This is a genomic window from Streptomyces sp. NPDC006235, from assembly GCF_040613735.1.
Lineage (GTDB): Bacteria > Actinomycetota > Actinomycetes > Streptomycetales > Streptomycetaceae > Streptomyces.
This window is the reverse complement of sequence record NZ_JBEXSR010000004.1, coordinates 348,757-375,057: the sequence shown is the minus strand read 5'-3', so window position 1 is coordinate 375,057 and position 26,301 is coordinate 348,757. Positions and strand designations below refer to the sequence as shown.

The window sequence follows — 26,301 nt, the reverse complement described above, 5'->3', positions numbered from 1 at the left end:
TAAGCGGGAAGCCTGCTTCGAGATGAGGACTCCCACCTCCTAGAGAGGGTAAGGCTCCCAGTAGACGACTGGGTTGATAGGCCGGATATGGAAGCCAGGTAACTGGTGGAGTTGACCGGTACTAATAGGCCGAGGGCTTGTCCTCAGTTGCTCGCGTCCACTGTGTTGGTTCTGAAACCACGAACAGCCCCATGCCCAGGTCACGGGTGTGGTGCGGCTGGATAGTTTCATAGTGTTTCGGTGGTTATAGCGTAGGGGAAACGCCCGGTTACATTCCGAACCCGGAAGCTAAGCCTTACAGCGCCGATGGTACTGCAGGGGGGACCCTGTGGGAGAGTAGGACGCCGCCGAACAATTATTGACAGGGCTGGATCCGTAACTTCGGTTATGGGTCCAGCCCTTTTTTGTTCTCCGTCACTTGAAGTTCACGTTGCGCGATCAGCATCCAGAGCATGGGTACTGCTGCAATGCTCAGGGCCGCCGGTGTCGGACTCGGTGACGAAGTCGTCGTGCCGGCCTTTGGGAACGTCGAGGTGGCCGAGGCCGTGGCCAAGGCCGGGGCGCTGCCCGTGTTCGCTGACATAGATCCCTTCACCTACTGCCTCGATGCCTCCGCTGTGGAAGCGGCGGTAACCCCGCGGACCGCGGCCGTGGTGGTCGTACACCGCTTCGGTCGGCTCGCCGACATCGCGCGGCTGCACGAGCTGGGAGCGCGGTACGGGTTGCTCGTGCTGGAGCAGGGTGAGTCCGAGGCGCCGTACGACGAGATAGCCCAGCGCAGGGAGCGGGCGGCTTATCTCCATGCGAAGTTGAGGGGTGTGCGGACGCCGGACGACGGCGACGGGCACACCTATCAGCAGTACGTCGTGCGCGTTCCGGGCAATGGACGGCCGGATCGGGACGCTTTCGCACGGGCTGTGCGGGGCCGGGGAGTCGAGTGCCGCGTGCCGGTGAAGACTCCGGTGCATCGACTGCCCGAATTCCGGCGGTGTGTTTCTCTCCCGGAGACGGAGCGCGCTTCCGATGAGACGCTCGCACTGCCGGTGGACGCCACCCTGACCAAGCGGGACATGCAGCGGATCGTGTCCGCCTGTAATGCCCTGGGCGGGCTTCTCCAGCCCGCTTTCTGACGTGGTTGGGAGCACGGGTCTGTTCGGGGTATGATCTATCCCGTTGCCGCGCGGGAAACTCCGCAAAGCGACAGGCCCCTATAGCTCAGTCGGTAGAGCGTCTCCATGGTAAGGAGAAGGTCAACGGTTCGATTCCGTTTGGGGGCTCCAGCATAAAAGGCCCCACCCTCACGGGTGGGGCCTTTTTCATGTCCTAGTCCTTGTGGAGGCCCGGGACGCGCATCGCCAGGATCGCCATGTCGTCGGACGGGGCGTCCGAAGCGAAGCGTTCCACCGCGCGCATGATGCGGGCCGCGACCGCGCCGGCCGTGAGGCCCGTGCAGGTCGTCAGGACGTCGGCGAGGCCGTCGTCGCCCAGCATGCGGGCGCCTTCGCGGCGTTCGGTGACGCCGTCCGTGACGCACAGCAGGACGTCGCCCGGGTCGAGGGTGACCGTCTGCTCGTAGAGTTCCAGGTCGTCGATGACACCGAGGAGCGGCTGGGGTTCGGCTGCCGGTTCCACCGAGCCGTCCTGGCGCAGGCGCAGCGGGAGCGGGTGGCCGGCGCAGACGACCTTGAGTTCGGCGCTGCCGTCCTCCTGGGGGCGCATCTCGCCGTAGAGGAGGGTGAGGAAGCGGCTGCGGGCGCCTTCGTCGAGGATGGCGGAGTTGAGGCGTTCCAGGACCGCCGGGCCGCTGAGGCCCTCGCGGGCCAGGAGGCGCAGGGCGTGGCGGGCCAGGCCGGTGACCGCCGCCGCGTTCGGGCCCGTACCGCAGACGTCGCCGATGGCGAAGCCGTAGGCGCCGTCGCTGATGGGGAAGACGTCGTAGAAGTCGCCGCCGACCTCGTTGCCCTCGCCGGCGGCGCGGTAGATGACCTCGACCTCGACTCCCTCGATCGTGGGGAGTTCCGGGGGGAGGAGGCTGCGCTGGAGGGACTGGCTGATGGCCGTGCGCTCGGAGTAGAGGCGGGCGTTGTCCAGGGCCAGGGCGGCTCGGCGGGACAGGTCTTCGGCGAGTTCCAGGATCTCCTGGCGGAAGTGCTCGTCGGTCGGCTTGCCGAGGGTCAGCATGCCGATGACGCGGTTGCGGGCGACCAGGGGGAGGACGACCGTCTCGCCGCCCACCGCTGATGCCGTGGCGAGGGTCGGGCCGATGCCGGGGGTGACCTGGTGGGTCGGGCCGCCGCTGAGGCCGAGGCTGCGCATGGAGCTGCGCAGGGCCGCTTGGTGGGCCACCTCGGCGGGGGCTGTCCAGACGCGGGCGCCGGGGGTGGGGACCGGGTCGGGCGGGGGGACCTTCGACAGCAGGGACTTGATGCCGTCGATGAGTTCCTCGTCCTCGTGCAGGACGTACGACAGGTACGGCTCGGAGGCCTGGTGGGCGATCGTGTAGACGGCGCACCAGGTGGCGAGGGTGGGGACCGTCATCTGGGCCATCAGGGCCAGGGTCTGGTCGCGGTCCAGGGTGCCGGCCAGCAGGTCGGAGGCCTCGACCAGGAAGTTCAGGGAGCCGCGGCGCAGGCGCTCCAGTTCGCCGAGGCGGGCCGATTCGACGGCGAGCGCGATGCGGTCGGCGGCGAACTGGAGGCGCAGGGCTTCCTCGTTGGAGTATCTCCCGGGGGCCTCGGCGGCGACGCCGAGGGAGCCGGTGAGGCGGCCCTCGACCTTCAGCGGAACCGTGACGACCGAGCGCATGCCCGTGCCGTTCAGCAGCGGCACCGCGCCGGGGACCGCGGTCAGGTCGTCGTGGACGGCCGGCATGCGTGCGGAGCCGTAGCGGCCGGAGCCCGCCTCGACGGGGACGCGGGCGAAGCGCTGGCGGGCGGAGGGCAGGCCCGTGGAGGCGCGGACCTCCAGTTCCGTCTCGTCGTCGGTGGCCAGGAGGAGGAACGCGGAGTCGCCGTCGAGCATGTCGCGGGCGCGTTCGACCGTGCGCTGGAGGAGGCCGTCGAGGTCGTCCGGGGCGGGGTAGCCGATGAACACCTCGAAGGGGTCGGTGCTCTGGCCCTCGGAGGTGGTGCCGGTGTCGGAGGCGGGGACGCGCAGGGGTGTCTGGAGAACGGCCCGTTCGTGGTCCCTTACGAGGAGGCACACGGTTGACGGTTCGCCGCCGGTGTCGCGGACGCGCAGGTGGGAGGCGTAGACGGGGGTCACGCGGCCGTCGGCGGCGCGGATGCCGTAGCTGCCTTCCCAGCGAGAGAGCTGCAGTGCGTCCGCGATGCCGGTGCTGGTGCCCGGGGTGTGCGGCCAGGCCGCGAGGTCGGTCAGGGGTTTGCCGGTGACCTGCTCGGCCGGGTAGCCGAAGAGGTCCTCGGCGTCCTCGTTCCAGGCGGTGATGTGGCCGGTGCGGTCGATCTGGATCACGGCCACGCGGACCCGGCCGTCGGCGAGGGGCAGGAGGTCGGCGGGAAGGGCGGGGCCGGCCGCGCGGGTGCCCACCACCCTGGCGGGGAGGTCGAGTTGGAACCAGACGGTCTTGTGGGTGGGGGTGTACTCGACGCCCCAGCGGCCGGCGAGGGCCGCGCACAGCTGGAGGCCGCGTCCGCCCTCGCGGTCGGGGCTGCCCATGTTGATGGCCGAGGCCTGGAGCGGGATCTCGCGCTCGGGGTACCGGTCGGCCACCTCGATGCGCACCCCGTCGTCGGTGCGCAGGCAGAGCAGGTCGGCGGAGGTGCCGGCGTGGACCACGGCGTTGGTCACCAGTTCGCTGGTGAGAACGACGGCGTCGTCGACGATGTCCGCGAAGCCCCAGCCCTGGAGGGTGTCGCGGACGAAGGAGCGGGCGCTCGCGACAGATCGCCCGACGGGCTCGAAACTGGCGGCCGCGCGCGCGGTGATCACAGAACTCCTCGACCGGTTCTCGACGTGCTGGGCTGTGGGGCCGACCGGCTCGCGCCGCTGTTGCGGCAGGCCGCCCGTCGGCCGGGGGTCCGGGGGCTGTCCCCCAGGGATCAGTCCGGTGGTCATGTGTGCGGCCGCCCCTCCGATGCCCGCTCGTCTTCGTGCCACCGCCCAGGCCGGACGCACCGGCGCGGCTGGACAGCCGGATGCAAGGTTACTTACCTTCGCGGTCCATGCGGATGCCGGTCTGCAGTGTTTCCGTCCGGAGGGTGTGCGGACGATGTGCGAAGCTGCCGAACTGTTATGGCCTGGTTCGGGCAGGGTGAAACACTGGGCAAGCTTCTTGTGAAAGTCCGGGCAGGCTGAGTGTCTTCTGCGTACGGGGGGCAGCAGCCCCCTGGGCACGGACCTGGTATGCAGGGCGGAGAATACGCAGTAGTAACCGGTACACCGAGCGTGGTACCCCAGCACAGCAGTGATGGTCGACCCCTGCGGGAGGGACACAGTGGAGTCTGGCGCAGCGACGCGTGGCAAGAGGACGCGCGCGAAAGGCGGACAGTCCCCGAGCAACCAGGGAAAAGTGCGCAGTGGCACGACTGAGGTGGACACGGCATCCCTGAACCGGCTGATGGTCGCCCTGGTGGCGATGCGGGACGGCAACTTCCGCAAGCGGCTCACGGTGTCCGGGGACGGCGTGATGGCCGAGATCGCGGCGGTTTTCAACGAGGTGGCCGACCGTAATCTGCATCTGACGGGTGAGCTCTCGCGGGTGCGGCGGATGGTGGGCCGGGAGGGCAAGCTCACCGAGCGGCTGGAGACGGGGGCCTGCGAGGGCTCCTGGGCGACCGCGATCGACAACTCGAACGCCCTGGTGGACGACCTGGTGCGGCCGGTTTCCGAGGTCAGCCGGGTGCTGTCCGCGGTGGCCGAGGGTGATCTGTCGCCGCGCATGGAGTTGCGGACGCAGGTGCCGGACGGGAACGGGCAGCCGCTGCGGGGTGAGTTCCTGAAGGTCGGGCGGACCGTCAACAACCTGGTCGACCAGTTGTCGACGTTCACCGACGAGGTCACGCGTGTGGCCAGTGAGGTGGGCACCGAGGGCAAGCTGGGCGGGCAGGCCCGTGTGCGTGGTATGTCGGGTTCGTGGCGGGACCTCACGGACTCCGTCAACACGATGGCGTACCGGCTCACCGCTCAGGTGCGGGATATCGCGCTGGTGACGACGGCGGTCGCCAAGGGTGATCTGTCTCGGAAGGTCACGGTTCAGGTGGCCGGCGAGATGCTGGAGCTGAAGAACACCGTCAACACGATGGTGGACCAGCTGTCGGCGTTCTCCTCCGAGGTGACCCGGGTGGCCCGTGAGGTGGGCACCGAGGGTGCGCTGGGCGGGCAGGCGCAGGTGCCCGGGGTGGACGGCGTGTGGAAGGAGCTCACCGACTCCGTCAACACCATGGCCGGGAACCTCACCGCCCAGGTGCGCGGGATCGCGGAGGTGACGACGGCGGTCGCCAACGGTGACCTGTCGCGGAAGGTGACCGTGCAGGCGCGGGGCGAGGTCGCGCAGCTCGCCGAGACGATCAACCAGATGACCGAGACGCTGCGGATCTTCGCGGACGAGGTCACGCGGGTGGCCAACGAGGTCGGGGCCGAGGGGCGGCTCGGTGGTCAGGCGAACGTGCCGGGTGCGGCGGGGACGTGGAAGGACCTCACCGATTCGGTGAACACGGTCTTCCGGAATCTGACCACTCAGGTGCGGGACATCGCCGCCGTGACGACGGCCGTGGCCAACGGTGATCTGTCGCAGAAGGTCACCGTGGACGTGGCCGGCGAGATGCTGGAGCTGAAGAACACCGTCAACACGATGGTCGACCAGCTGTCCGCCTTCGGTGCCGAAGTGACCCGTGTGGCCCGCGAGATCGGTGTCGAGGGTGAGCTGGGCGGCCAGGCGCAGGTGCCGGGTGTGGCCGGCACCTGGAAGGACCTGACGGACTCCGTCAACACGGCGTTCCGGAACCTCACCGGACAGGTGCGGAACATCGCGCAGGTGACGACGGCGGTGGCCAACGGTGACCTCTCGCAGAAGGTCACGGTCGACGTCTCCGGCGAGATGCTCAAGATGAAGAACACCGTGAACACCATGGTGGACCAGCTGTCGAGCTTCGCCGACCAGGTGACCCGGATGGCCCGGGACGTGGGGACGGAGGGCCGTCTCGGCGGTCAGGCCCAGGTGGACGGCGTGTCCGGCACGTGGAAGGAGCTCACCGACTCCGTCAACTCCATGGCCGGGAACCTCACCTCCCAGGTGCGCAACATCGCGCAGGTGACGACGGCGGTGGCCCGGGGTGACTTGTCGCAGAAGATCGACGTGGACGCACGCGGCGAGATCCTGGAGCTGAAGAACACCATCAACACGATGGTGGACCAGCTCTCGGCGTTCGCCGATCAGGTGACCCGGGTCGCCCGTGAGGTGGGTACGGACGGGCGGCTGGGCGGTCAGGCGCAGGTGCCCGGGGTCGCCGGTGTGTGGCGTGACCTGACGGACTCCGTGAACGGCATGGCCGGGAACCTCACCGCGCAGGTGCGCAACATCGCGCAGGTGGCGACGGCGGTGGCCCGGGGTGATCTGTCGCAGAAGATCGACGTGGACGCGCGCGGCGAGATCCTGGAGCTGAAGAACACCCTCAACACGATGGTGGACCAGCTGTCGTCGTTCGCCCAGGAGGTCACGCGTGTGGCCCGTGAGGTGGGTACGGAGGGCATCCTGGGCGGCCAGGCCGAGGTGCAGGGCGTCTCCGGTACCTGGAAGGACCTCACCCAGTCCGTGAACGGCATGGCCAACAACCTGACCATCCAGGTGCGCAACATCGCCGAGGTCACGACCGCGGTCGCCCGGGGTGATCTGTCGAAGAAGATCACCGTCGACGCCAAGGGTGAGATCCTCGAGCTCGTCACGACCGTCAACACGATGGTCGACCAGCTGTCCTCCTTCGCCGAGCAGGTGACCCGGGTGGCCCGTGAGGTGGGCACCGAGGGCATCCTGGGCGGTCAGGCGCACGTGCCCGGTGTCACGGGCATCTGGAAGGACCTGAGCGACAACGTCAACCTGATGGCCAAGAACCTCACCACTCAGGTGCGGAACATCTCCCAGGTCTCGGCGGCGGTCGCCAACGGTGACCTGACGCGGCAGGTGACCATCGAGGCGCGCGGTGAGGTCGCGCAGCTCGCCGACACCATCAACACGATGGTGAAGACGCTGAGTTCGTTCGCCGAGCAGGTCACCAAGGTGGCCCGTGAGGTGGGCACGGACGGCATCCTCGGCGGACAGGCGCACGTACCCGGTGTGGCCGGTACGTGGAAGGACCTGACCGAGTCCGTGAACCAGATGGCGTCCAACCTGACCGGCCAGGTGCGCAACATCGCCATGGTGACCACGGCCATCGCCAAGGGCGACCTGACGAAGAAGATCGACATCGACGCGCGCGGCGAGATCCTGGAGCTGAAGACGACCATCAACACGATGGTCGACCAGCTGTCGTCCTTCGCCGAGGAGGTCACCCGCGTCGCCCGCGAGGTGGGCACGGAGGGACAGCTCGGCGGTCAGGCACGCGTGCGTGACGTCGACGGCACCTGGCGGGACCTGACCGAGTCCGTGAACGAGATGGCCGGGAACCTGACCCGGCAGGTGCGTGCCATCGCGCGCGTGGCGACCGCGGTGACCCGTGGCGACCTGAACCTGAAGATCGACGTGGACGCCTCCGGGGAGATCCAGGAGCTCCAGGACTACATCAACAAGATGATCGCCAACCTGCGCGACACCACGATCGCCAACAAGGAGCAGGACTGGCTCAAGGGCAACTTGGCCCGGATCTCCGCGCTGATGCAGGGCCGCCGCGACCTGGAGGACGTGGCCTCGCTGATCATGAGCGAGCTGACGCCGGTGGTCTCGGCTCAGCACGGCGCGTTCTTCCTGGCGATGCCGCTGGTCGACGGCGAGGACATGAACGCCGCCGACGACGACCAGTACGAGCTGCGCATGCTCGGCTCATACGGCTACTCGATGGGCTCCATGCCGACGTCGTTCCAGCCCGGTGAGGCGCTGATCGGCACGGCCGCGACGGAGAAGCGCACGATTCTGGTGGAGAACGCGCCCAGCGGCTACCTGAGGATCTCCTCGGGGCTCGGTGAGGCGCCGCCCGCGCAGGTGATCGTGCTGCCGGTGCTGTTCGAGGGGAAGGTGCTCGGCGTCATCGAGCTGGCGTCCTTCACGCCGTTCACGCAGATCCAGAAGGACTTCCTCAACCAGATCGCGGAGATGATCGCCACCAGCGTCAACACCATCTCCGTCAACACCAAGACCGAGTTGCTGCTGGCGCAGTCGCAGGAGCTGACCGAGCAACTGCGTGAGCGCTCCGCCGAGTTGGAACAGCGGCAGAAGGCCCTCCAGGCGTCCAACGCCGAACTGGAGGAGAAGGCCGAGCTGCTGGCCCAGCAGAACCGCGACATCGAGGTGAAGAACACCGAGATCGAGGAGGCGCGGCAGGTCCTGGAGGAGCGCGCCGAGCAGCTCGCGGTGTCGATGCGCTACAAGAGCGAGTTCCTGGCGAACATGTCGCACGAGCTGCGGACGCCGCTCAACTCGCTGCTGATCCTGGCCAAGCTGCTCGCCGACAACGCCGAGGGGAACCTGTCCCCGAAGCAGGTCGAGTTCGCCGAGACGATCCACGGGGCCGGTTCCGACCTGCTCCAGCTCATCAACGACATCCTCGACCTGTCGAAGGTCGAGGCGGGCAAGATGGACGTCTCCCCGACGCGGATCGCGCTCGTCCAGCTCGTGGACTACGTGGAGGCCACCTTCCGCCCGCTGACCGCGGAGAAGGGCCTGGACCTGTCCGTACGGGTGTCGCCGGAGCTGCCGGCGACGCTGCACACCGACGAGCAGCGGCTGCTGCAGGTGCTGCGCAACCTGCTGTCCAACGCGGTGAAGTTCACCGACTCCGGGTCGGTGGAGCTGGTCATCAGGCCGGCGCGGGACGACGTGCCGCAGAAGATCCGGGAGCAGTTGCTGGAGACCGGGTCGCTGACCGATCCGGACGCCGAGCTGATCGCGTTCTCCGTGACCGACACCGGGATCGGCATCGCGTCCAGCAAGATGCGGGTGATCTTCGAGGCGTTCAAGCAGGCCGACGGCACGACCAGCCGCAAGTACGGCGGTACGGGTCTCGGGCTGTCCATCTCGCGGGAGATCGCCCAGCTGCTCGGTGGTGAGATCCACGCGCAGAGCGAGCCGGGCCGCGGCTCGACGTTCACGCTGTACCTGCCGCTGCACCCCAGTGAGCTGCCGCCGCAGGGCTACCAGCAGCAACTGCCGTCCCTGGAGCCCGGTGAGCTGATGGCCTCGACGTCGGACATGTCCGAGCTGTCCGAGGTGGAGGCCGAGACCCCGGCCGAGGTGAAGTCGTACCGAGAGACGCAGAACGGGCCGGCCGCCCTGTTCCGGCGGCGGCGCAGGATGCCGGAGCTGGCTCCGCGCCCGGCGCAGCCGGAGCAGTGGACGCCGGCGGAGCAGGAGGCGGCGCCGAAGCCGCGGCGCGGCATCCGGTTCGGCGGCCAGAAGGTCCTGATCGTCGACGACGACATCCGCAACGTCTTCGCGCTGACCAGCGTCCTGGAACAGCACGGCCTGTCCGTGCTGTACGCGGAGAACGGCCGTGAGGGCATCGAGGTGCTGGAGCAGCACGAGGACGTGGCGGTCGTCCTGATGGACATCATGATGCCCGAGATGGACGGGTACGCGACGACCACGGCGATCCGCAGGATGCCGCAGTTCGCCGGGCTGCCGATCATCGCGCTGACCGCGAAGGCGATGAAGGGCGACCGGGAGAAGGCGATCGAGTCGGGCGCCTCCGACTACGTCACGAAGCCGGTCGACCCCGATCACCTGCTGACGGTGATGGATCAGTGGATGCGAGGGGAATGAGGGGAACGTTGGACCGTTACGCAACGTTGGCGGGAAGGTTCGGTGTTCACACGGAGTTGCGGACTCGGTGTGCGCATAGTCGTGTAGAAGTACGAGATCTGGGGAACCTTCTGGTCTCCTGCTGCGTTTCTGCTACGTGCACAGTGACATCCCGGTGACAGGGTGTGGCGACAGGCGGGGTGCGGCTACGATGACCGGCACAAGGACGGGCGGCGCAAGGGAGTCGTCCCCTGGGGCGGCACCCACCGGTGCGACCCCAGGTCCTGCGGACAGGGGAGGCCCCACGCCGGGGCGAGGAGGGCGGGCCATGGTGCAGAAGGCCAAGATCCTCCTGGTCGATGACCGGCCGGAGAATCTGCTTGCGCTGGAGGCGATCCTCTCTGCGCTCGATCAGACGCTGGTGCGGGCATCGTCCGGGGAGGAAGCGCTCAAAGCGCTGCTCACGGACGACTTCGCGGTCATTCTGCTGGATGTCCAGATGCCGGGCATGGACGGCTTCGAGACAGCCGCGCACATCAAGCGGCGGGAGCGGACCCGGGACATCCCGATCATCTTCCTCACCGCGATCAACCACGGGCCGCACCACACCTTCCGGGGTTATGCGGCGGGCGCGGTCGACTACATCTCCAAGCCGTTCGACCCGTGGGTGCTGCGCGCGAAGGTCTCCGTCTTCGTCGAGCTGTACATGAAGAACTGTCAGCTGCGTGAGCAGGCGTCGCTGCTGCGGCTCCAGTTGGAGGGCAACGGCAAGGACGCGGACGGCGAGGCCAAGGAGTCGGCCGGGCTGCTCGCCGAGCTCTCCGCGCGGCTCGCGGCCGTCGAGGAGCAGGCCGAGGCGTTGACCAAGCAGCTCAACGACGACTCGACGGACGCGGCGGCGGTGGCCACGGCGGCTCATCTGGAGCGCAAGCTCACGGGGTTGCGGCGGGCGCTGGACGCGCTGGAGCCGGGCACCGGGAGCACGCCGTCGGTGTCCTCGCAGAACTGACGCCCGGGCAGGCGCGGTTGCGCGCCGATGAGCCCGCGTCAGTTCCGTGCCTCTCCCGGAGCGACACGAACGGGTGAAGCCGTAGGCACACGTGTCCCTTGTCGTCTCCCCCGGTAACCTCACACCCATGGCCTCACGTCCCTCCGCAGCCAAGAAGCCGCCCGCGAAGAAGGCGGCCGGTTCGGCGAAGGCTCCGGCGAAGAAGGCCGCTGCCAAAAAGGCTCCCGCGAAGAAGGCGCCCGCCAAGAAGGCCGCGGCGAAGAAAGCCGCGCCCAAACCGGCTCCGAGCCCTACCGGGGGCATCTACCGGCTCGTGCGCGCCCTGTGGCTCGGGGTCGCGCACGCCGTCGGCGCCGTGTTCCGCGGCATAGGGCAGGGCGCCAAGAACCTCGACCCGGCGCACCGCAAGGACGGCGTCGCCCTGCTGCTGCTCGGCATCGCACTGATCGTCGCCGCGGGCACCTGGGCCGACCTGAAGGGCCCCGTGGGTGACCTGGTCGAGATCCTGGTCACCGGCGCCTTCGGCCGGCTCGACCTGCTCGTGCCGATCCTGCTGGCCGTCGTCGCCGTGCGCTTCATCCGCCACCCGGAGAAGCCCGAGGCCAACGGACGCATCGTCATCGGCCTGTCCGCGCTCGTCATCGGGGTGCTCGGCCAGGTCCACATCGCCTGCGGCGCACCTGCCCGCGGTGACGGCATGCAGGCCATAAGGGACGCCGGCGGCCTGATCGGCTGGGCCATGGCGACCCCGCTGTCGTACGCCATGGGCGACATGCTCGCCGTGCCGCTGCTCGTGCTGCTGACGGTCTTCGGGCTGCTGGTCGTCACGGCCACCCCGGTCAACGCCATTCCGCAGCGGCTGCGGCAGGCCGGGGTACGGCTCGGGATCGTCCGCGACCCGGCCGAGGACGAGTTCGGCTTCGCCGAGGACGACGAGCGCTACGACGAACAGTGGCGGGAGGCGCTGCCCGCGCGCCCGCGCGGCAGGCGTACACCGGCGCCCGCGGCGTACGACCCCGACAGCGCCGAGCAGGAGGCGCTCTCCCGGCGCCGCGGCCGTCCCCGGCGGTCCGCCGTGCCGCAGCCCGACATGGACCGGCCCATGGACGCCGTGGACGTCGCAGCGGCGGCGGCCGCCGCCCTGGACGGCGCCGTGCTGCACGGGATGCCGCCCTCGCCGATCGTCGCGGACCTCACCCAGGGCGTGACCGTCGGGGACCGCGAGCCCACCACGCCGACGCCCGTCCCGGCCGCCCGGCCCCAGCAGGAGAAGCTCAAGCAGGACCAGCCCGAGCAGGAGAGGCCCAAGGCGGGCGTCCGCGACCTCACCAAGTCCCCGCCCGCCAAGCCCCGCGACCTGCCCCCGCGAGCGGAACAGCTCCAGCTGTCCGGGGACATCACCTACGCCCTGCCGTCCCTCGACCTCCTCACGCGCGGGGGCCCCGGCAAGGCCCGCAGCGCCGCCAACGACGCCATAGTCGCCGCGCTCACCAACGTCTTCACCGAGTTCAAGGTGGACGCCAGCGTCACCGGCTTCACGCGCGGGCCGACGGTCACGCGCTACGAGATCGAGCTCGGCCCGGCCGTGAAGGTCGAGCGGATCACCGCGCTGGCCAAGAACATCGCCTACGCCGTCGCCAGCCCGGACGTGCGGATCATCAGCCCGATCCCCGGCAAGTCCGCGGTCGGCATCGAGATCCCGAACACCGACCGGGAGATGGTCAACCTCGGTGACGTCCTGCGGCTCGCGGAGTCCGCTGAGGACGACGACCCGATGCTGGTCGCCTTCGGCAAGGACGTCGAGGGCGGCTACGTCATGCACTCGCTGGCGAAGATGCCGCACATGCTGGTCGCCGGCGCCACCGGCTCCGGCAAGTCGTCCTGCATCAACTGCCTGATCACCTCGGTCATGATGCGGGCGACCCCCGAGGACGTCCGGATGATCCTCGTCGACCCCAAGCGGGTGGAGCTGACCGCCTACGAGGGCATCCCGCACCTGATCACCCCGATCATCACCAACCCCAAGCGGGCCGCCGAGGCGCTCCAGTGGGTCGTACGCGAGATGGACCTGCGCTACGACGACCTGGCCGCCTACGGCTACCGGCACATCGACGACTTCAACAAGGCCGTGCGCGAGGGCAAGGTCAAGCCGCCCGAGGGCAGCGAGCGCGAGCTCCAGCCGTACCCGTATCTGCTGGTCATCGTCGACGAGCTCGCCGACCTGATGATGGTCGCGCCGCGGGACGTGGAGGACGCGATCGTGCGCATCACGCAGCTCGCGCGCGCGGCCGGCATCCACCTGGTGCTGGCCACCCAGCGGCCGTCGGTCGACGTCGTCACCGGCCTGATCAAGGCCAACGTGCCGTCGCGGCTGGCCTTCGCCACGTCGTCGCTCGCCGACTCGCGGGTCATCCTGGACCAGCCGGGCGCCGAGAAACTCATCGGCAAGGGTGACGGGCTGTTCCTGCCGATGGGCGCCAACAAACCGACGCGTATGCAGGGCGCCTTCGTCACCGAGGAGGAGATCGCTGGCGTCGTCCAGCACTGCAAGGACCAGATGGCGCCCGTCTTCCGGGACGACGTCACCGTCGGGACCAAGCAGAAGAAGGAGATCGACGAGGACATCGGCGACGACCTCGACCTGCTGTGCCAGGCGGCCGAACTGGTCGTCTCCACGCAGTTCGGCTCGACGTCCATGCTCCAGCGCAAACTGCGCGTCGGCTTCGCCAAGGCCGGGCGGCTGATGGACCTCATGGAGTCCCGGAACATCGTCGGGCCGAGCGAGGGTTCGAAGGCTCGTGACGTTCTTGTGAAGCCTGACGAGCTGGATGGCGTGCTCGCGCTGATCCGGGGGGAGTCTGAAGGGTAGGGAAGCGGGTCACGGCCGCCACGCCGAGTCGTACTGCAATCGGGTGTCCGGATCGTGACTCACCCGTAAGGGATCCTTGAGCAACCGTTTCCCTTCGGCATACGTCAAGTTGAGGGAAGCGAGGAACAGCTTCCCCACCATCGGAATGTCGGGCCATTCCGATGGCGTACAAAGTGCCACCGCCCGGTTGCCCCACCCTTTTGTACCCCCCCTAGACTGAACCTCCAGCACAGGCGGCTACACGCTCGAAAGGCGCCCCCGTGTCCATCGGCAACTCCCCTGAAGACGAGCGTCCGTTCGAAGACGAGCGCGTCGAAGAAGACCGCGAGGAAGCCCGCCCCTCCATCGGCCGTGCCCTTCAGCAGGCGCGCATCGCCGCTGGGCTGACCGTCGACGACATCAGTAGCGCCACCCGGGTCCGCATGAACATCGTGCACGCCATCGAGGCGGACGACTTCACCGCCTGCGGTGGGGACGTCTACGCCCGGGGGCACATCAGGACCCTTGCCAAGGCCGTCCACCTCGACCCGGCGCCGCTGCTCGCCCAGTACGGCGACGAGCACGGCGGGCGCCCGGCTCCGACCCCGGCGGCTCCCCTCTTCGAGGCGGAACGCATCCGCCCGGAGCGGCGGGGGCCCAACTGGACCGCCGCCATGGTCGCGGCGATCGTCGCCGTGATCGGATTCGTCGGCTTCACCATGTTCCAGGGCGGCGACAGCGGCGGCGAGGCGAACGTGGCCGAGGGCTCCACGCCCACCACCGGCGGCTCCGCCTCCCCGACCACCAAGACCAAGAAGCCCGCCGACCCCAAGCCCGAGGCGTCCGACAGCGCCATCGCAGCCGCGCCCCAGGACAAGGTGACGGTCCAGGTGGCCGCCGCCGACGGCCGCAGCTGGATCGCCGCCAAGGACCACAACGGCCGGTTGATCTTCGACGGCGTCCTCAAGCAGGGCGAGACCAAGACCTTCCAGGACAGCTCGAAGGTGCACCTCGTCCTCGGGGACGCCGGTGCGATCGACCTCTTCGTCAACGGCAAGAAGATCAAGGACGACTTCCAGCCGGGCGCCGTGGAGCGCCTGACGTACACGAAGGGTGACCCCGAGGCCGGATAACCGGTCCGAGGGGTGCACGTGACACGGGGTTGGTCCGGAAACGGCCAACCCCGTCGACGTGGGGTGTCAGCGGGACGAAGTACTCTTGAGCCCATGCCTGAACGCCGTACCGTCGCACTCGTCACCCTTGGCTGCGCCCGTAACGAGGTGGACTCGGAGGAGCTCGCAGGCCGTTTGGAGGCGGACGGCTGGCAGCTCGTGGAGGACGCCGAGGACGCGGACGTCGCCGTCGTGAACACCTGTGGCTTCGTCGAAGCCGCCAAGAAGGACTCCGTCGACGCCCTCCTGGAGGCCAACGACCTCAAGGGACACGGCAGAACCCAGGCCGTCGTGGCGGTGGGCTGCATGGCCGAGCGGTACGGCAAGGAACTCGCCGAGGCCCTCCCGGAGGCCGATGGTGTGCTCGGGTTCGACGACTACTCGGACATCTCGGACCGGCTCCAGACCATCCTCAACGGTGGCATCCACGCCTCGCACACCCCGCGCGACCGCCGCAAGCTGCTGCCGATCAGCCCGGCCGAGCGGCAGGAGTCGGCCACCGAGGTCGCGCTGCCCGGGCACGCCCCGGCCGACCTTCCGGAAGGTCTCGCTCCGGCCTCCGGTCCGCGTGCGCCCCTGCGGCGCCGTCTGGACGGCTCCCCGGTCGCCTCCGTGAAGCTGGCCTCCGGCTGCGACCGGCGCTGCTCCTTCTGCGCCATCCCGTCCTTCCGCGGCTCCTTCATCTCCCGCCGCCCGAGCGACGTGCTGAACGAGACGCGCTGGCTGGCCGAACAGGGTGTGAAGGAGATCATGTTGGTCTCCGAGAACAACACCTCCTACGGCAAGGACCTCGGTGACATCCGCCTGCTGGAGTCGCTGCTGCCCGAGCTCGCCGAGGTGGACGGCATCGAGCGGGTCCGGGTGAGCTACCTGCAGCCCGCTGAGATGCGACCGGGCCTGATCGACGTGCTGACGTCCACCCCGAAGGTCGCGCCGTACTTCGACCTGTCCTTCCAGCACTCCGCGCCCGGCGTGCTGCGCGCGATGCGCCGCTTCGGCGACACCGACCGGTTCCTGGAGCTGCTCGACACGATCCGCAGCAAGGCGCCCGAGGCCGGCGTGCGCTCCAACTTCATCGTCGGCTTCCCCGGCGAGAGCGAGGCCGACCTCGCCGAGCTGGAGCGGTTCCTGAACGGCGCGCGGCTGGACGCCATCGGCGTCTTCGGCTACTCCGACGAGGAGGGCACCGAGGCGGCGACCTACGAGAACAAGCTCGACGAGGACGTCGTCGCCGAGCGACTGGCCCATGTCTCACAGCTGGCCGAGGAACTCGTCTCGCAGCGCGCCGAGGAGCGCGTCGGCCAGACCGTGCACGTGCTCGTCGAGTCCGTCGACGACGAGGAGGGCGTGTACGGCCGCGCGGCGCACCAGGCGCCCGAGACGGACGGCCAGGTGCTGCTCACGAGCGGCGCGGGCCTGAGCAGCGGCCGTATGGTCGAGGCGAAGGTGGTCGGTACCGAGGGCGTCGACCTGGTGGCCGAGCCGCTTCAGGGCTCGTTCGCATCGCCGGCGTGGAGTGAGGAGGCGGGCAGATGACCGGTGTTCCGGCATCCGCGGCGGGAGGCCCCTCCGGCGCGAGGAGGGCCGCGGCCGGCGCGGCCTCGGGGAAGGCTCCCGGGGCTTCTGTGGGCCGGTCGGCCGCGCGGTCGGCCGAGGGCGGGGCGGCCGGTGCGGCGCCGGACGTGCGGCAGGGTGTGGCGGCCGGCGCGGCACCAGGTGCCGGGCATGGTGCGGCGCCCGATGCGGGTGACAGCGGGGCCGCTGTCGGTGACGGCTCCGAGAGCGCCGCCGTCGACGCGCAGGACGACGGGAAGCTGGCGCGGGGCGGGAAGCTGGCGGCCGCGGCCGTCAACCAGGCCAGCGTCTGGAACGTCGCCAACCTCCTGACCATGCTCCGGCTGATCCTCGTACCGGCCTTCGTCGCGCTGATGCTCGCGGACGGCGGGTACGACCCGGCATGGCGGGCCCTCGCCTGGGCGGCCTTCGCCATCGCCATGATCACCGACCTCTTCGACGGTCATCTGGCGCGCACGTACAACCTCGTCACGGACTTCGGGAAGATCGCCGACCCCATCGCCGACAAGGCGATCATGGGGGCGGCGCTGATCTGTCTGTCCGCGCTCGGCGATCTGCCGTGGTGGGTGACCGGCGTCATCCTCGGCCGGGAACTCGGGATCACCCTGCTGCGTTTTCTGGTCATCCGGTACGGCGTCATCCCCGCCAGCCGCGGAGGCAAGCTCAAGACACTCACCCAGGGCGTGGCCGTGGGCATGTATGTGCTGGCACTGACGGGGTGGCTGGCCACCCTGAGGTTCTGGGTGATGGCCGCGGCGGTCGTTCTGACCGTGGTGACGGGCCTCGACTATGTGAAACAGGCCATTGTGCTGCGCAGGCGGGGAATCGCCGAGCGCAAGGCCGCGTTGGAGGAGAAGGAAGCGTGAGTTCCACGGCCACCGACGTGGTGCGACTACTCACGGTGAAGGGTGAGACGCTCGCCGTCGCGGAGTCGCTGACCGGTGGTCTCGTTGCGGCGGAGATCACATCCGTGCCCGGCGCGTCCAAGGCCTTCCGGGGCTCGGTGACGGCGTACGCCACCGAACTGAAGCAGGAACTGCTCGGTGTCGACGCCACCCTGCTGGCGGCGCGAGGGGCGGTGGATCCGCAGGTCGCGGCCCAGATGGCGGCCGGAGTGCGCAAGGCGCTCGGCGCGGACTGGGGCGTCGCGACCACCGGTGTCGCGGGTCCCGAGCCGCAGGACGGACAGGCCGTCGGTACGGTCTTCGTCGCCGTGGACGGACCCCGGAGGATCGATTCCGGTTCTGCCGGCGGCGGAAAAGTGGAGGCTCTGCGGTTGAACGGCGACCGCGAGGAAATTCGTAGAGAGAGTGTACGGAGCGTACTCGCACTGCTCCTGGAGGAGCTTGCGGGCGAACAGACTGGGAATGAGCGGGCACAGGATACGGAACGGAACGGGGGGTTTTGATGTTTGCAGCCCTGAGTGAACACGACATCGCTCCCCGCACGGCCGCGGCGCAAGGCGGTACGGTGGGGCGTAATGGATGCGGCTACGCGGTCCGAGGAGGGAGCCACCGATGATTCTGCTCCGTCGCCTGCTGGGTGACGTGCTGCGTCGGCAGCGCCAGCGCCAGGGCCGTACTCTGCGCGAAGTCTCCTCGTCCGCCCGAGTCTCACTCGGCTATCTCTCCGAGGTGGAGCGGGGGCAGAAGGAGGCTTCCTCCGAACTGCTCTCCGCCATCTGCGACGCGCTGGACGTACGGATGTCCGAGCTCATGCGGGAAGTGAGCGACGAACTCGCCCTTGCCGAGCTGGCCCAGTCCGCTGCGGCCACCCCCAGCGAACCTGTGCCCACGCCGGTTCGCCCGATGCTGGGTTCCGTTTCGGTGACCGGTGTGCCACCCGAACGGGTGACCATCAAGGCGCCCGCCGAGGCGGTGGACGTCGTCGCCGCGTGACGCTTCGCGCGTGCGTGGCATGAACGAGCGGCGCCGGCTGACCAGGCGTCGACACTGGTGAGGCCCCGGCCGGGGTTCTCCGGGAGATCCGGAGGAGTGACGGTCGGGGTTTTCGCTTACCCGCAGACTGCCGGGCTAGGTCGTGCCCTACTTGTCTGCGTTTGCCCGTGGGGCTTGTGACGGTCATCGTTGAGGGGATGGCCGGGGAAAGCCAACGGAGGTGCGGATGTACGTCGTGAAGAGCCCGCTGTCCGACGCGAGCCTGAAGACCGTGTCCGAGGCGTTGCAGGGCGCCCTCGCCGACCTGGTGGACCTCTCACTCGTGGCGAAGCAGATCCACTGGAACGTGGTGGGACCGCGCTTCCGTTCCGTGCATCTCCAGCTCGACGAGGTTGTCGACATTGCGCGGAAGTACTCCGACACCGTGGCGGAGCGCGCCGCGGCGCTCGGGATCTCGCCCGACGGGCGGGCCGCGACGGTCGCCGTCGGCAGCGGGATCGGTGTGACCCCCGAGGGGTGGGTCGACGACACGACCGCCGTGGGGACGCTCGTCGAGGCGCTCGGCGCGGTGATCGCCCGGATGCGGGAACGGGTCGAGGCGACCGGTGAGCCGGATCCGGTGAGCCAGGACATCTTCATCGGGATCACAGCGGACCTGGAGAAGCATCACTGGATGTTCCAGGCCGAGAACGGGTGACCGCAGCGAGCGCGGCAGCGGGCGACGGGCCGGCCGGAGGGCTCGCCGCTCGGGGTCTCGCGGCTCGCGGTCTCGCAGCTCGGCGCAGTGGGGCACGCGGTGCGCCTGTGTGCCGTTGGTGCGCCCTGTCCGCCGGCCCGGGTGGCCGCATAGCGTCGGGCTGGAGGTGGCGGCCATGGCGGGGATAGGGCGCTGGGGGGCCCGCGGAGCTGTGCTGGGGCTGGGGGCGCTGTGGTGGTGGGCGGTGCTGCGGCTGGTGGTCGCGCCCGGGGCCGGGGTGCTGGAGGCGACGGTCGCGGCCGGGGGGTGGGGGCTGAGCGTGCTGCCGGTGCACTGCATGCCGAAGAGGCAGGCGGAGGGGGCTGTGAGTACGGGGCGGTGGCGGAGGGTGCTGGGGGTAGGGGGCCGGGGGGTGGTGTCGCGGAGGGGGTGATGCCGTGGTCGGGGGCTTCGGGGGCTTCGGGGGCGTGGGGACCTTGCGTGGGTGTGCGGGTGTGCGGGTGCGTGGTGTGTCTGTGTTCTGCCAGGGCATCGCCACGCTGCCGTTCGCGGGCTTACCAGGGCATCGCCACGCCGCCGTTCGGGCGGATGATCTGGCCCGTCGTGAAGGACGAGGCGTCGGAGGCCAGGTGCAGGACTGCCTGGGCGATGTCCTCGGGGGCGCCGACCCGGCCCAGGGGTGACATACGGGCCATGACGGCCTCTGTCTTCGCCTGGGACTCACTGTCGTGGCGGTCGGTCATGGGGGTGCGGATCCAGCCCGGCGCGACCGTGTTGACGCGGATGCCGTGCCGGCCCACCTCGGTCGCGAGGGTCTTGGTCAGCTGGACCACCGCCGCCTTGGCCGCGCCGTAGCACAGCAGCCCGGGGGCGCCGGTGTCGACGGCGCCCGACGCCATGGTGACGATGCTGCCCCCGGTGCCCTGGGCGATCATCACGCGGGCCGCCTCCTGGCAGGCGTACAGCACTCCCTTGAAGTTGACGTCGAGCACTCGGTCGAGGTCCTCGTCCCGGGTCTCCAGAACCGGGCTCCTGTGCATGATCCCGGCGATCGCGGCCAGGACGTCCAGGCGTTCGCAGGAGGTGATGGCCTGCCTCAGTCGCGCGCGGTCGGTGACGTCGAGGGCGTGGGGGTGGGCGGTGCCGCCGCCGTTCTTGATCAGGGCCGCTGTCTCGTGCAGGCCCGCGGGGTCGCGGTCCGCGCAGTGCACGGTGGCGCCCGCCTGCCCGAGCATCAGCGCCGAGGCGCGGCCGATGCCGCTCGCGGCTCCGGTGACGAACGCGGTGCGGCCGGTGAGGTCGTACGCCGTGACGGGCATACAGGGACCGTACGAGTGTTTCTGACGGGTCGTCAATTAGTGCGGGACCGCCGGGCCTGGACCGGGGCGGGGCCCGGCTGGCAGGTGGGGCACCAGTACGTGGGGCGCTCGCGGGAGCCGTCGCCCTGGTCGGCGACGCGGACGGAGGTGTGGCAGCACAGGCAGGGGCGGGGCGCCCGGCCGTACACGAAGAGGTCCTGGCCGCGGCGGCCCGTCGTCGTGCGGATCGGGCGGTCGCGGTTGGTCTCCAGCAGCTTCTTGGCGAGCGCGGGCAGCTGGGCGGCGCGCTCGGCGGGCAGGTCGCCGACGGGGAGCCAGGGGGTGACGCCGAGCAGGAAGCAGAGCTCGCTCTTGTAGACATTGCCGATACCGGCGAGGTTGCGCTGGTCGAGCAGGGCCTCGCCCAAGGGGCGGGCAGGGTCTTTCAGGAGATTGGCGAGGGCCCGGTCGGGGTCCCAGTCCGGGCCCAGGAGGTCGGGGCCGAGGTGGCCGACCGCGCGGTGCTCGTCGGTGGTGCGCAGGAGTTCCAGGACGGGGAGGCGGTAGCCGACGGCCGTGCTGTCGGTGGTGCCGAGGACCGCGCGGATCTGGTGGCCGGGGCCGCCGGTCCAGCGCCGGCCGTTCTCGTACACCTTCCAGGAACCGTCCATCCGCAGGTGGGAGTGGAGGGTCAGGCCGCCCTCGACGCGGGTCAGGAGGTGTTTACCGCGCGGGGTGACGTCGAGGACCGCACGGCCCGCGAGGTCGGCCGTGGCGAGCCTCGGCACCCGGAGGTCGCTGCGGGTCAGCACCTTGCCCGCGAGGGCGTTGTGCAGCCGGCTCGCGGTCTGCCAGACCGTGTCACCTTCGGGCATGGGTCAAGGGTGGCACGTCGCCGGGACCATCAGGCGCGCAGCCTGAGACCACGAGGGGTCGCGATGAAGCCCGCTCCTTCCAGGAGGGTGCCGATGGGGGAGGTCAGGGCCTGGGCGCCGTTGACGCGCTCCACCGTGACCGTGCCGAGGGAGCCCGCGCGGGCGGCTGCGGCCAGGGCTTCCGACGCGGTGCGCAGGCGGGGGTCGTCGGTGGGGTTGCCGTCCGGCTCGATGGCCCAGGCGAGCAGGGTCTTGCCGCCGCGCTCCATGTAGAGCGTCAGTTCGCCGTCGACGAGCACCACCAGGGAGCCCGCCTTGCGGCCCGGCTTGTGCCCGGCGCCGGTCGGGGGCTCGGGCCAGGGCAGGGCGGCGCCGTACGCGTTCGCCGGATCGGCGGCGGCGAGGACGACGGCCCGGGAGGCGGGGTCCGGGCGCGTGCGGCGGCCCGGGGATCCGGGGGCGTACGGTGCGCGTCCGCCGTTCTGCCAGGGCGGGGGGTCCTGCGGGGCGTAGTCCCGCGGCGAGACGTACTCGTCCCGGGACGGCTGGGGGGCCGGGGTGACGTAGGCGGGGCCGAGGCCGGGGAAGCCGTCGGGGCCGGGATCGCCGGGGTCGCGGGGGTGGTCGTGGGACGGGAGCCCGTCGTCCTGTCCGGCGAAGTCATGGGCGGGGAAGTCATGGGCGGGGAACGGGTCGAGGTCGGGGCCCGGAGGCGGGCCGGGCAGGTCCTCGCCGCGGTCGCGGGCGTTGGCCACCGCGCGCAGGCGGTCCACGGCACCGTCCATCGCGAACTGCGCGGCGCCGAGGCCCTCCACGACGTAGCCGCGGCGGGCCTGGCCGCTGTCCTCGAAGGCGGACAGGACGCGGTACGTCGCCGAGAAGCCGCCCTCGACGCCCTCCGCCGAGACCGCGCCCCTGGTCACCACGCCGTGCCGGTCGAGGAGGGTGCGGGCGAGGGCGTGGGCCCGCACCGTCGGGTCCGGCTCGTGGGCCGGGAGCAGGGACCAGCGGCCGGCGACGGTCGGCGGGCCGGAGCGCGAGGCGGGGCGGGCCGCGGCCGTCAGGGAGCCGTAGCGGCCGCGCGGGACCGCGCGCTTGGCGCGGTGGGCCGTGGAGCCGGCGGTACGGCCCGAGCCGAGCAGGGAGCGCATGGGGGCGAGCGTGTCGTTGGTCAGGCGCCCGGACCAGGCCAGGTCCCAGAGCGCGTCGGCCAGCTGGGGGTCGGTGGCGTCGGGATGGGTGGTGGCCCGGACCTGGTCGGCGATCTGGCGGAAGAACAGGCCGTAGCCGCCGGAGAGGATGTCCAGGACGGACTGGTGCAGGGCGGTCAGTTCCAAGGGGTGCGGGGGCGGCAGGAGCAGGGGGGCCGCGTCGGACAGGTAGAGGGAGACCCAGCCGTCCTTGCCGGGCAGGGAGCCCGCCCCGGCCCATACGACCTCTCCGGCGGCGGTGAGCTCGTCCAGCATGGCCGGGTTGTAGTTCACGACCCGGGAGGGCAGGACCAGCTTCTCCAGGGCGGAGGCGGGCACGGACGCGCCCTGCATCTGCTCGATGGCGCGCACCAGGCCGTCGATGCCGCGCAGGGAGTGCCCCTTGCCGATGTGCTGCCACTGGGGAAGGAACTGGGCGAGCGCGGCCGGCGGCACCGGCTCCAGCTCATGGCGCAGGGCGGCCAGGGAACGGCGGCGCAGTCGGCGCAGCACGGCCGCGTCGCACCACTCCTGGCCGATCCCGGCCGGGTGGAACTCGCCCTGGACGACCCGGCCCGCCGCGGCCAGCCGCTGGAGGGCGCCCTCGGTGACGGCCACGCCGAGGCCGAAGCGGGCCGCCGCCGTGGTCGAGGTGAACGGTCCGTGGGTGCGGGCGTAGCGCGCCAGGAGGTCACCGAGCGGGTCCTTGACGGGCTCGGTGAAGGCCTCCGGGACACCGACCGGCAGGGCAGTGCCCAGTGCGTCGCGCAGCCGGCCCGCGTCCTCGATCGCCGCCCAGTGGTCGCTGCCCGCGATCCGGACCCGGATGGCCCGGCGGGCGCCGGCCAGCTCCTCGGCCCACTGCGGTTCGGCGCCCCGCTCGGCCAGTTCCGCGTCCGTGAGCGGGCCGAGCAGGCGGAGGAGGTCCGCCACCCCTTCGGCGTCCTTGGCGCGGCGGTCCTCGGTGAGCCACTGAAGCTCCCGCTCCAGCTCGGTCAGCACGTCCGCGTCGAGCAGCTCACGCAGCTCCGCCTGGCCCAGCAGCTCGGCCAGCAGCCGTGAGTCCAGCGAAAGGGCGGCGGCCCGGCGCTCGGCGAGCGGGGAGTCGCCCTCGTACAGGAACTGGGCGACGTAACCGAAGAGGAGGGAGCGCGCGAAGGGGGACGGTTCGGCAGTGGTGACCTCGACGAGGCGCACCTTGCGGGACTCCAGGTCGCCCATCAGCTCGACGAGACCGGGGACGTCGAAGACGTCCTGGAGGCACTCGCGGACCGCCTCCAGGACGATCGGGAACGAGCCGAACTCGCTCGCCACCTGGAGCAGCTGGGAGGCGCGCTGGCGCTGCTGCCACAGCGGAGTGCGCTTGCCCGGGTTGCGGCGCGGGAGCAGCAGCGCGCGGGCGGCGCACTCGCGGAAACGGGCCGCGAACAGCGCCGAGCTGCCCACCTGGTCGGTGACGACCTGATCGACCTCGCCCTTGTCGAAGACGACGTCGGCGGCGCCCACGGGGGCCTGCTCGGCGTCGTACTCCCGGCCCAGCTTCACCGGCTCCTGGTCCAGCAGGTCCAGGCCCATCAGGTCGGCGTCCGGCAGGCGCAGCACGATGCCGTCGTCGGCGTGCATGACCTGCGCGTCCATGCCGTACCGCTCGGAGAGCTTCGCGCCGAGCGCGAGCGCCCAGGGGGCGTGCACCTGGGCGCCGAAGGGGGAGTGCACGACCACGCGCCAGTCGCCGAGCTCGTCGCGGAAGCGCTCCACGACGATCGTCCGGTCGTCCGGGACGTGGCCGCAGGCCTCGCGCTGCTCGTCCAGGTACGACAGCACGTTGTCCGCCGCCCAGGCGTCCAGGCCGGCGGCGAGGAGGCGCAGCCGGGCGTCGTCCTTGGACAGCGAGCCGACCTCACGCAGGAACGCGCCCACCGCCCGGCCCAGTTCCAGCGGGCGGCCCAGCTGGTCGCCCTTCCAGAAGGGCAGCCGGCCCGGCACGCCCGGGGCAGGGGAGACCAGGACGCGGTCGCGGGTGATGTCCTCGATGCGCCAGGAACTCGTGCCGAGCGTGAAGACGTCGCCGACGCGGGACTCGTAGACCATCTCCTCATCGAGCTCGCCGACCCGGCCGCCGCCCTTCTTGGGATCGGCGCCGGCGAGGAAGACGCCGAAGAGGCCGCGGTCGGGGATCGTGCCCCCGGAGGTGACGGCGAGGCGCTGGGCACCGGGGCGGCCCGTGATCTCGCCGGTGACGCGGTCCCACACCACGCGCGGGCGCAGCTCGGCGAAGGCGTCGGACGGGTAGCGGCCGGCCAGCATGTCGAGGACCGCCGTGAAGGCCGACTCCGGGAGCGAGGCGAAGGGGGCGGCCCGTCGGACGGCGGCGAGGAGGTCGTCGAACTGCCAGGTGTCCATGGCCGTCATCGCGACGATCTGCTGGGCCAGGACGTCCAGCGGGTTGGCGGGGACCCTGAGGGACTCGATGGCGCCGGTCCGCATGCGTTCGGTGACCACCGCCGCCTGCACCAGGTCGCCGCGGTACTTCGGGAAGACCACGCCGGTGGAGACCGCGCCCACCTGGTGGCCTGCCCGGCCGACGCGTTGCAGACCGGAGGCCACCGAGGGGGGTGATTCGACCTGGACCACCAGGTCGACCGCGCCCATGTCGATGCCCAGTTCGAGACTTGACGTGGCCACGACCGCGGGGAGACGGCCCGCCTTGAGGTCCTCCTCGACCAGGGCACGCTGCTCCTTGGACACCGAGCCGTGGTGCGCACGGGCGATGACCTGTGGCGCCCCCTGGGTGGCTCCCGAGCCGCCCATGAGCTCGGCGGGGGAGTGGTGCTCGTCGAGGGTCTCGCCCGTGGCCCGTTCGTAGGCGATCTCGTTCAGGCGGTTGCACAGGCGCTCCGCGAGACGGCGGGAGTTCGCGAAGACGATCGTGGAGCGGTGGGACTGGACGAGGTCGGTGATCCGCTCCTCCACATGCGGCCAGATCGACGGGCGCTCGGCGCCCTCCGAGCCGTCCGCCACCGGGGAGCCGCCCAGCTCGCCCAGGTCCTCGACCGGGACGACCACGGAGAGGTCGAACTCCTTGCCCGACTCCGGCTGGACGATCTCCACCTTGCGCCGCGGCGAGAGGAAACGGGCCACCTCGTCGACCGGGCGGACCGTCGCGGACAGGCCGATGCGGCGTGCGGGCTTGGGGAGGACCTCGTCCAGCCGCTCCAGGGAGAGCGCGAGGTGGGCGCCGCGCTTGGTGCCCGCGACCGCGTGCACCTCGTCGAGGATCACCGTCTCCACACCGGTCAACGCGTCGCGCGTGGCCGACGTCAGCATCAGGAACAGCGACTCGGGGGTGGTGATCAGGATGTCCGGCGGGCGGGTGGACAGCGCACGGCGCTCGGCGGCGGGGGTGTCGCCCGAGCGGATGCCCACCTTCACCTCGGGCTCGGGCAGACCCATCCGTACGGATTCCTGGCGGATGCCGGTCAGGGGGCTGCGGAGATTGCGCTCGACGTCCACGGCCAGCGCCTTCAGCGGGGAGATGTACAGGACCCGGCAGCGCTTCCTGGGGTCGGCGGGGGGAGGGGTCGAGGCGAGCTGGTCCAAGGCGGCGAGGAAGGCGGCCAGGGTCTTGCCTGAGCCGGTGGGGGCGACGACCAGCACGTCCGAACCCTCGTGGATGGCCTGCCACGCACCGGACTGGGCCGTGGTGGGCGCCGAGAAGGCGCCCGAGAACCAGGCGCGGGTCGCGGGGGAGAAGCCGTCCAGGGGTCCGGGTGCTTTGCTGGGCATGCGTCCATCGTGCACCCCGGCACTGACAACGGGAGGCCGAGGCGGT

15 protein-coding genes, 1 tRNA gene and 2 rRNA genes are annotated in these 26,301 nt (G+C 70.6%); 14 read left to right on the top strand and 4 right to left on the bottom strand.

The genetic code is table 11. From position 1 onward, the window contains the following. The 4 genes from ABZ192_RS07665 to ABZ192_RS07650 all read left to right on the top strand — a co-directional run. Positions 1-145, top strand: a 23S ribosomal RNA gene (locus ABZ192_RS07665); the annotation flags it as partial. A 91-nt stretch (positions 146-236) separates the two neighbouring features. Then, positions 237-353: ribosomal RNA gene (gene rrf, locus ABZ192_RS07660) — 5S ribosomal RNA — on the top strand. A 114-nt stretch (positions 354-467) separates the two neighbouring features. Further along, a complete protein-coding gene (locus tag ABZ192_RS07655) occupies positions 468-1,130 on the top strand; it encodes a DegT/DnrJ/EryC1/StrS family aminotransferase (RefSeq protein ID WP_356923591.1) in 663 nt (220 codons plus the stop codon). 74 nt (positions 1,131-1,204) lie between these two features. Then, a tRNA-Thr gene (locus ABZ192_RS07650) sits at positions 1,205-1,280 on the top strand. A 43-nt stretch (positions 1,281-1,323) separates the two neighbouring features. On the opposite strand, the gene ABZ192_RS07645 is transcribed toward ABZ192_RS07650, so the two are convergent. After that, positions 1,324-4,077 carry a SpoIIE family protein phosphatase gene (locus ABZ192_RS07645; protein ID WP_356923590.1) on the bottom strand — a complete coding sequence of 918 codons (2,754 nt, stop codon included), beginning with the start codon at positions 4,075-4,077 and terminating at the stop codon, positions 1,324-1,326. 379 nt (positions 4,078-4,456) lie between these two features. On the opposite strand from ABZ192_RS07645, the gene ABZ192_RS07640 reads away from it, so the two are divergent. The 10 genes from ABZ192_RS07640 (at position 4,457) to ABZ192_RS07595 (ending at position 19,539) form a co-directional block, all read left to right on the top strand. Further along, positions 4,457-9,928, top strand: coding sequence for a HAMP domain-containing protein (locus ABZ192_RS07640; protein ID WP_356923589.1), 5,472 nt, complete (start codon positions 4,457-4,459; stop codon positions 9,926-9,928). 307 nt (positions 9,929-10,235) lie between these two features. Further along, positions 10,236-10,916 carry a response regulator gene (locus tag ABZ192_RS07635; protein ID WP_356923588.1) on the top strand — a complete coding sequence of 227 codons (681 nt, stop codon included), beginning with the start codon at positions 10,236-10,238 and terminating at the stop codon, positions 10,914-10,916. 127 nt (positions 10,917-11,043) lie between these two features. After that, positions 11,044-13,785 carry a DNA translocase FtsK gene (locus ABZ192_RS07630; protein WP_356923587.1) on the top strand — a complete coding sequence of 914 codons (2,742 nt, stop codon included), beginning with the start codon at positions 11,044-11,046 and terminating at the stop codon, positions 13,783-13,785. Positions 13,786-14,045: 260 nt separating this feature from the next. After that, positions 14,046-14,897, top strand: coding sequence for a RodZ domain-containing protein (locus tag ABZ192_RS07625; protein WP_356923586.1), 852 nt, complete (start codon positions 14,046-14,048; stop codon positions 14,895-14,897). Between the two features lie 93 nt (positions 14,898-14,990). Next, entirely contained in the window at positions 14,991-16,472 is a 1,482-nt protein-coding gene (rimO, locus tag ABZ192_RS07620; RefSeq protein WP_356923585.1) for a 30S ribosomal protein S12 methylthiotransferase RimO, read from the top strand. Continuing rightward, positions 16,469-17,377 (top strand): CDP-diacylglycerol--glycerol-3-phosphate 3-phosphatidyltransferase, encoded by a 909-nt coding sequence (gene pgsA / locus ABZ192_RS07615; RefSeq protein WP_356923584.1) that lies wholly within the window; start codon positions 16,469-16,471, stop codon positions 17,375-17,377. Before rimO ends, pgsA begins: the two co-directional genes overlap by 4 nt. Then, positions 17,374-17,919 (top strand): CinA family protein, encoded by a 546-nt coding sequence (locus tag ABZ192_RS07610; protein ID WP_356923583.1) that lies wholly within the window; start codon positions 17,374-17,376, stop codon positions 17,917-17,919. Before pgsA ends, ABZ192_RS07610 begins: the two co-directional genes overlap by 4 nt. Positions 17,920-18,028: 109 nt before the next feature. Next, a complete protein-coding gene (locus ABZ192_RS07605; protein ID WP_003993396.1) occupies positions 18,029-18,409 on the top strand; it encodes a helix-turn-helix transcriptional regulator in 381 nt (126 codons plus the stop codon). Between the two features lie 226 nt (positions 18,410-18,635). After that, complete coding sequence (locus ABZ192_RS07600) at positions 18,636-19,106, top strand: DNA starvation/stationary phase protection protein (RefSeq protein ID WP_356923582.1); 471 nt, start codon at positions 18,636-18,638, stop codon at positions 19,104-19,106. 175 nt (positions 19,107-19,281) lie between these two features. Continuing rightward, the gene (locus tag ABZ192_RS07595) at positions 19,282-19,539 is read left to right on the top strand and encodes a hypothetical protein (protein WP_356923581.1); all 258 of its coding nucleotides are present in this window, start codon (positions 19,282-19,284) and stop codon (positions 19,537-19,539) included. Positions 19,540-19,660: 121 nt separating this feature from the next. On the opposite strand, the gene ABZ192_RS07590 is transcribed toward ABZ192_RS07595, so the two are convergent. The 3 genes from ABZ192_RS07590 to ABZ192_RS07580 are packed head-to-tail and all read right to left on the bottom strand — an operon-like array spanning position 19,661 to position 26,255. Next, the gene (locus tag ABZ192_RS07590; RefSeq protein ID WP_356923580.1) at positions 19,661-20,425 is read right to left on the bottom strand and encodes an SDR family NAD(P)-dependent oxidoreductase; all 765 of its coding nucleotides are present in this window, start codon (positions 20,423-20,425) and stop codon (positions 19,661-19,663) included. 32 nt (positions 20,426-20,457) lie between these two features. Next, entirely contained in the window at positions 20,458-21,279 is an 822-nt protein-coding gene (locus ABZ192_RS07585) for a DNA-formamidopyrimidine glycosylase family protein (RefSeq protein ID WP_356923579.1), read from the bottom strand. 29 nt (positions 21,280-21,308) lie between these two features. Next, a complete protein-coding gene (locus tag ABZ192_RS07580) occupies positions 21,309-26,255 on the bottom strand; it encodes an ATP-dependent helicase (RefSeq protein ID WP_356923578.1) in 4,947 nt (1,648 codons plus the stop codon). Between the last annotated feature and the right edge of the window lie 46 nt (positions 26,256-26,301).

What these genes read in the sequence shown, in the direction of transcription:
- ABZ192_RS07655 (WP_356923591.1), top strand. Translation starts at nt 468, where the DNA reads ATGCTCAGGGCCGCCGGTGTCGGACTCGGTGACGAAGTCGTCGTGCCG.
- ABZ192_RS07645 (WP_356923590.1), bottom strand. Translation starts at nt 4,077, where the DNA reads ATGACCACCGGACTGATCCCTGGGGGACAGCCCCCGGACCCCCGGCCG.
- ABZ192_RS07635 (WP_356923588.1), top strand. Translation starts at nt 10,236, where the DNA reads ATGGTGCAGAAGGCCAAGATCCTCCTGGTCGATGACCGGCCGGAGAAT.
- ABZ192_RS07630 (WP_356923587.1), top strand. Translation starts at nt 11,044, where the DNA reads ATGGCCTCACGTCCCTCCGCAGCCAAGAAGCCGCCCGCGAAGAAGGCG.
- rimO (WP_356923585.1), top strand. Translation starts at nt 14,991, where the DNA reads ATGCCTGAACGCCGTACCGTCGCACTCGTCACCCTTGGCTGCGCCCGT.
- pgsA (WP_356923584.1), top strand. Translation starts at nt 16,469, where the DNA reads ATGACCGGTGTTCCGGCATCCGCGGCGGGAGGCCCCTCCGGCGCGAGG.
- ABZ192_RS07605 (WP_003993396.1), top strand. Translation starts at nt 18,029, where the DNA reads ATGATTCTGCTCCGTCGCCTGCTGGGTGACGTGCTGCGTCGGCAGCGC.
- ABZ192_RS07600 (WP_356923582.1), top strand. Translation starts at nt 18,636, where the DNA reads ATGTACGTCGTGAAGAGCCCGCTGTCCGACGCGAGCCTGAAGACCGTG.
- ABZ192_RS07595 (WP_356923581.1), top strand. Translation starts at nt 19,282, where the DNA reads ATGGCGGGGATAGGGCGCTGGGGGGCCCGCGGAGCTGTGCTGGGGCTG.
- ABZ192_RS07590 (WP_356923580.1), bottom strand. Translation starts at nt 20,425, where the DNA reads ATGCCCGTCACGGCGTACGACCTCACCGGCCGCACCGCGTTCGTCACC.
- ABZ192_RS07585 (WP_356923579.1), bottom strand. Translation starts at nt 21,279, where the DNA reads ATGCCCGAAGGTGACACGGTCTGGCAGACCGCGAGCCGGCTGCACAAC.
- ABZ192_RS07580 (WP_356923578.1), bottom strand. Translation starts at nt 26,255, where the DNA reads ATGCCCAGCAAAGCACCCGGACCCCTGGACGGCTTCTCCCCCGCGACC.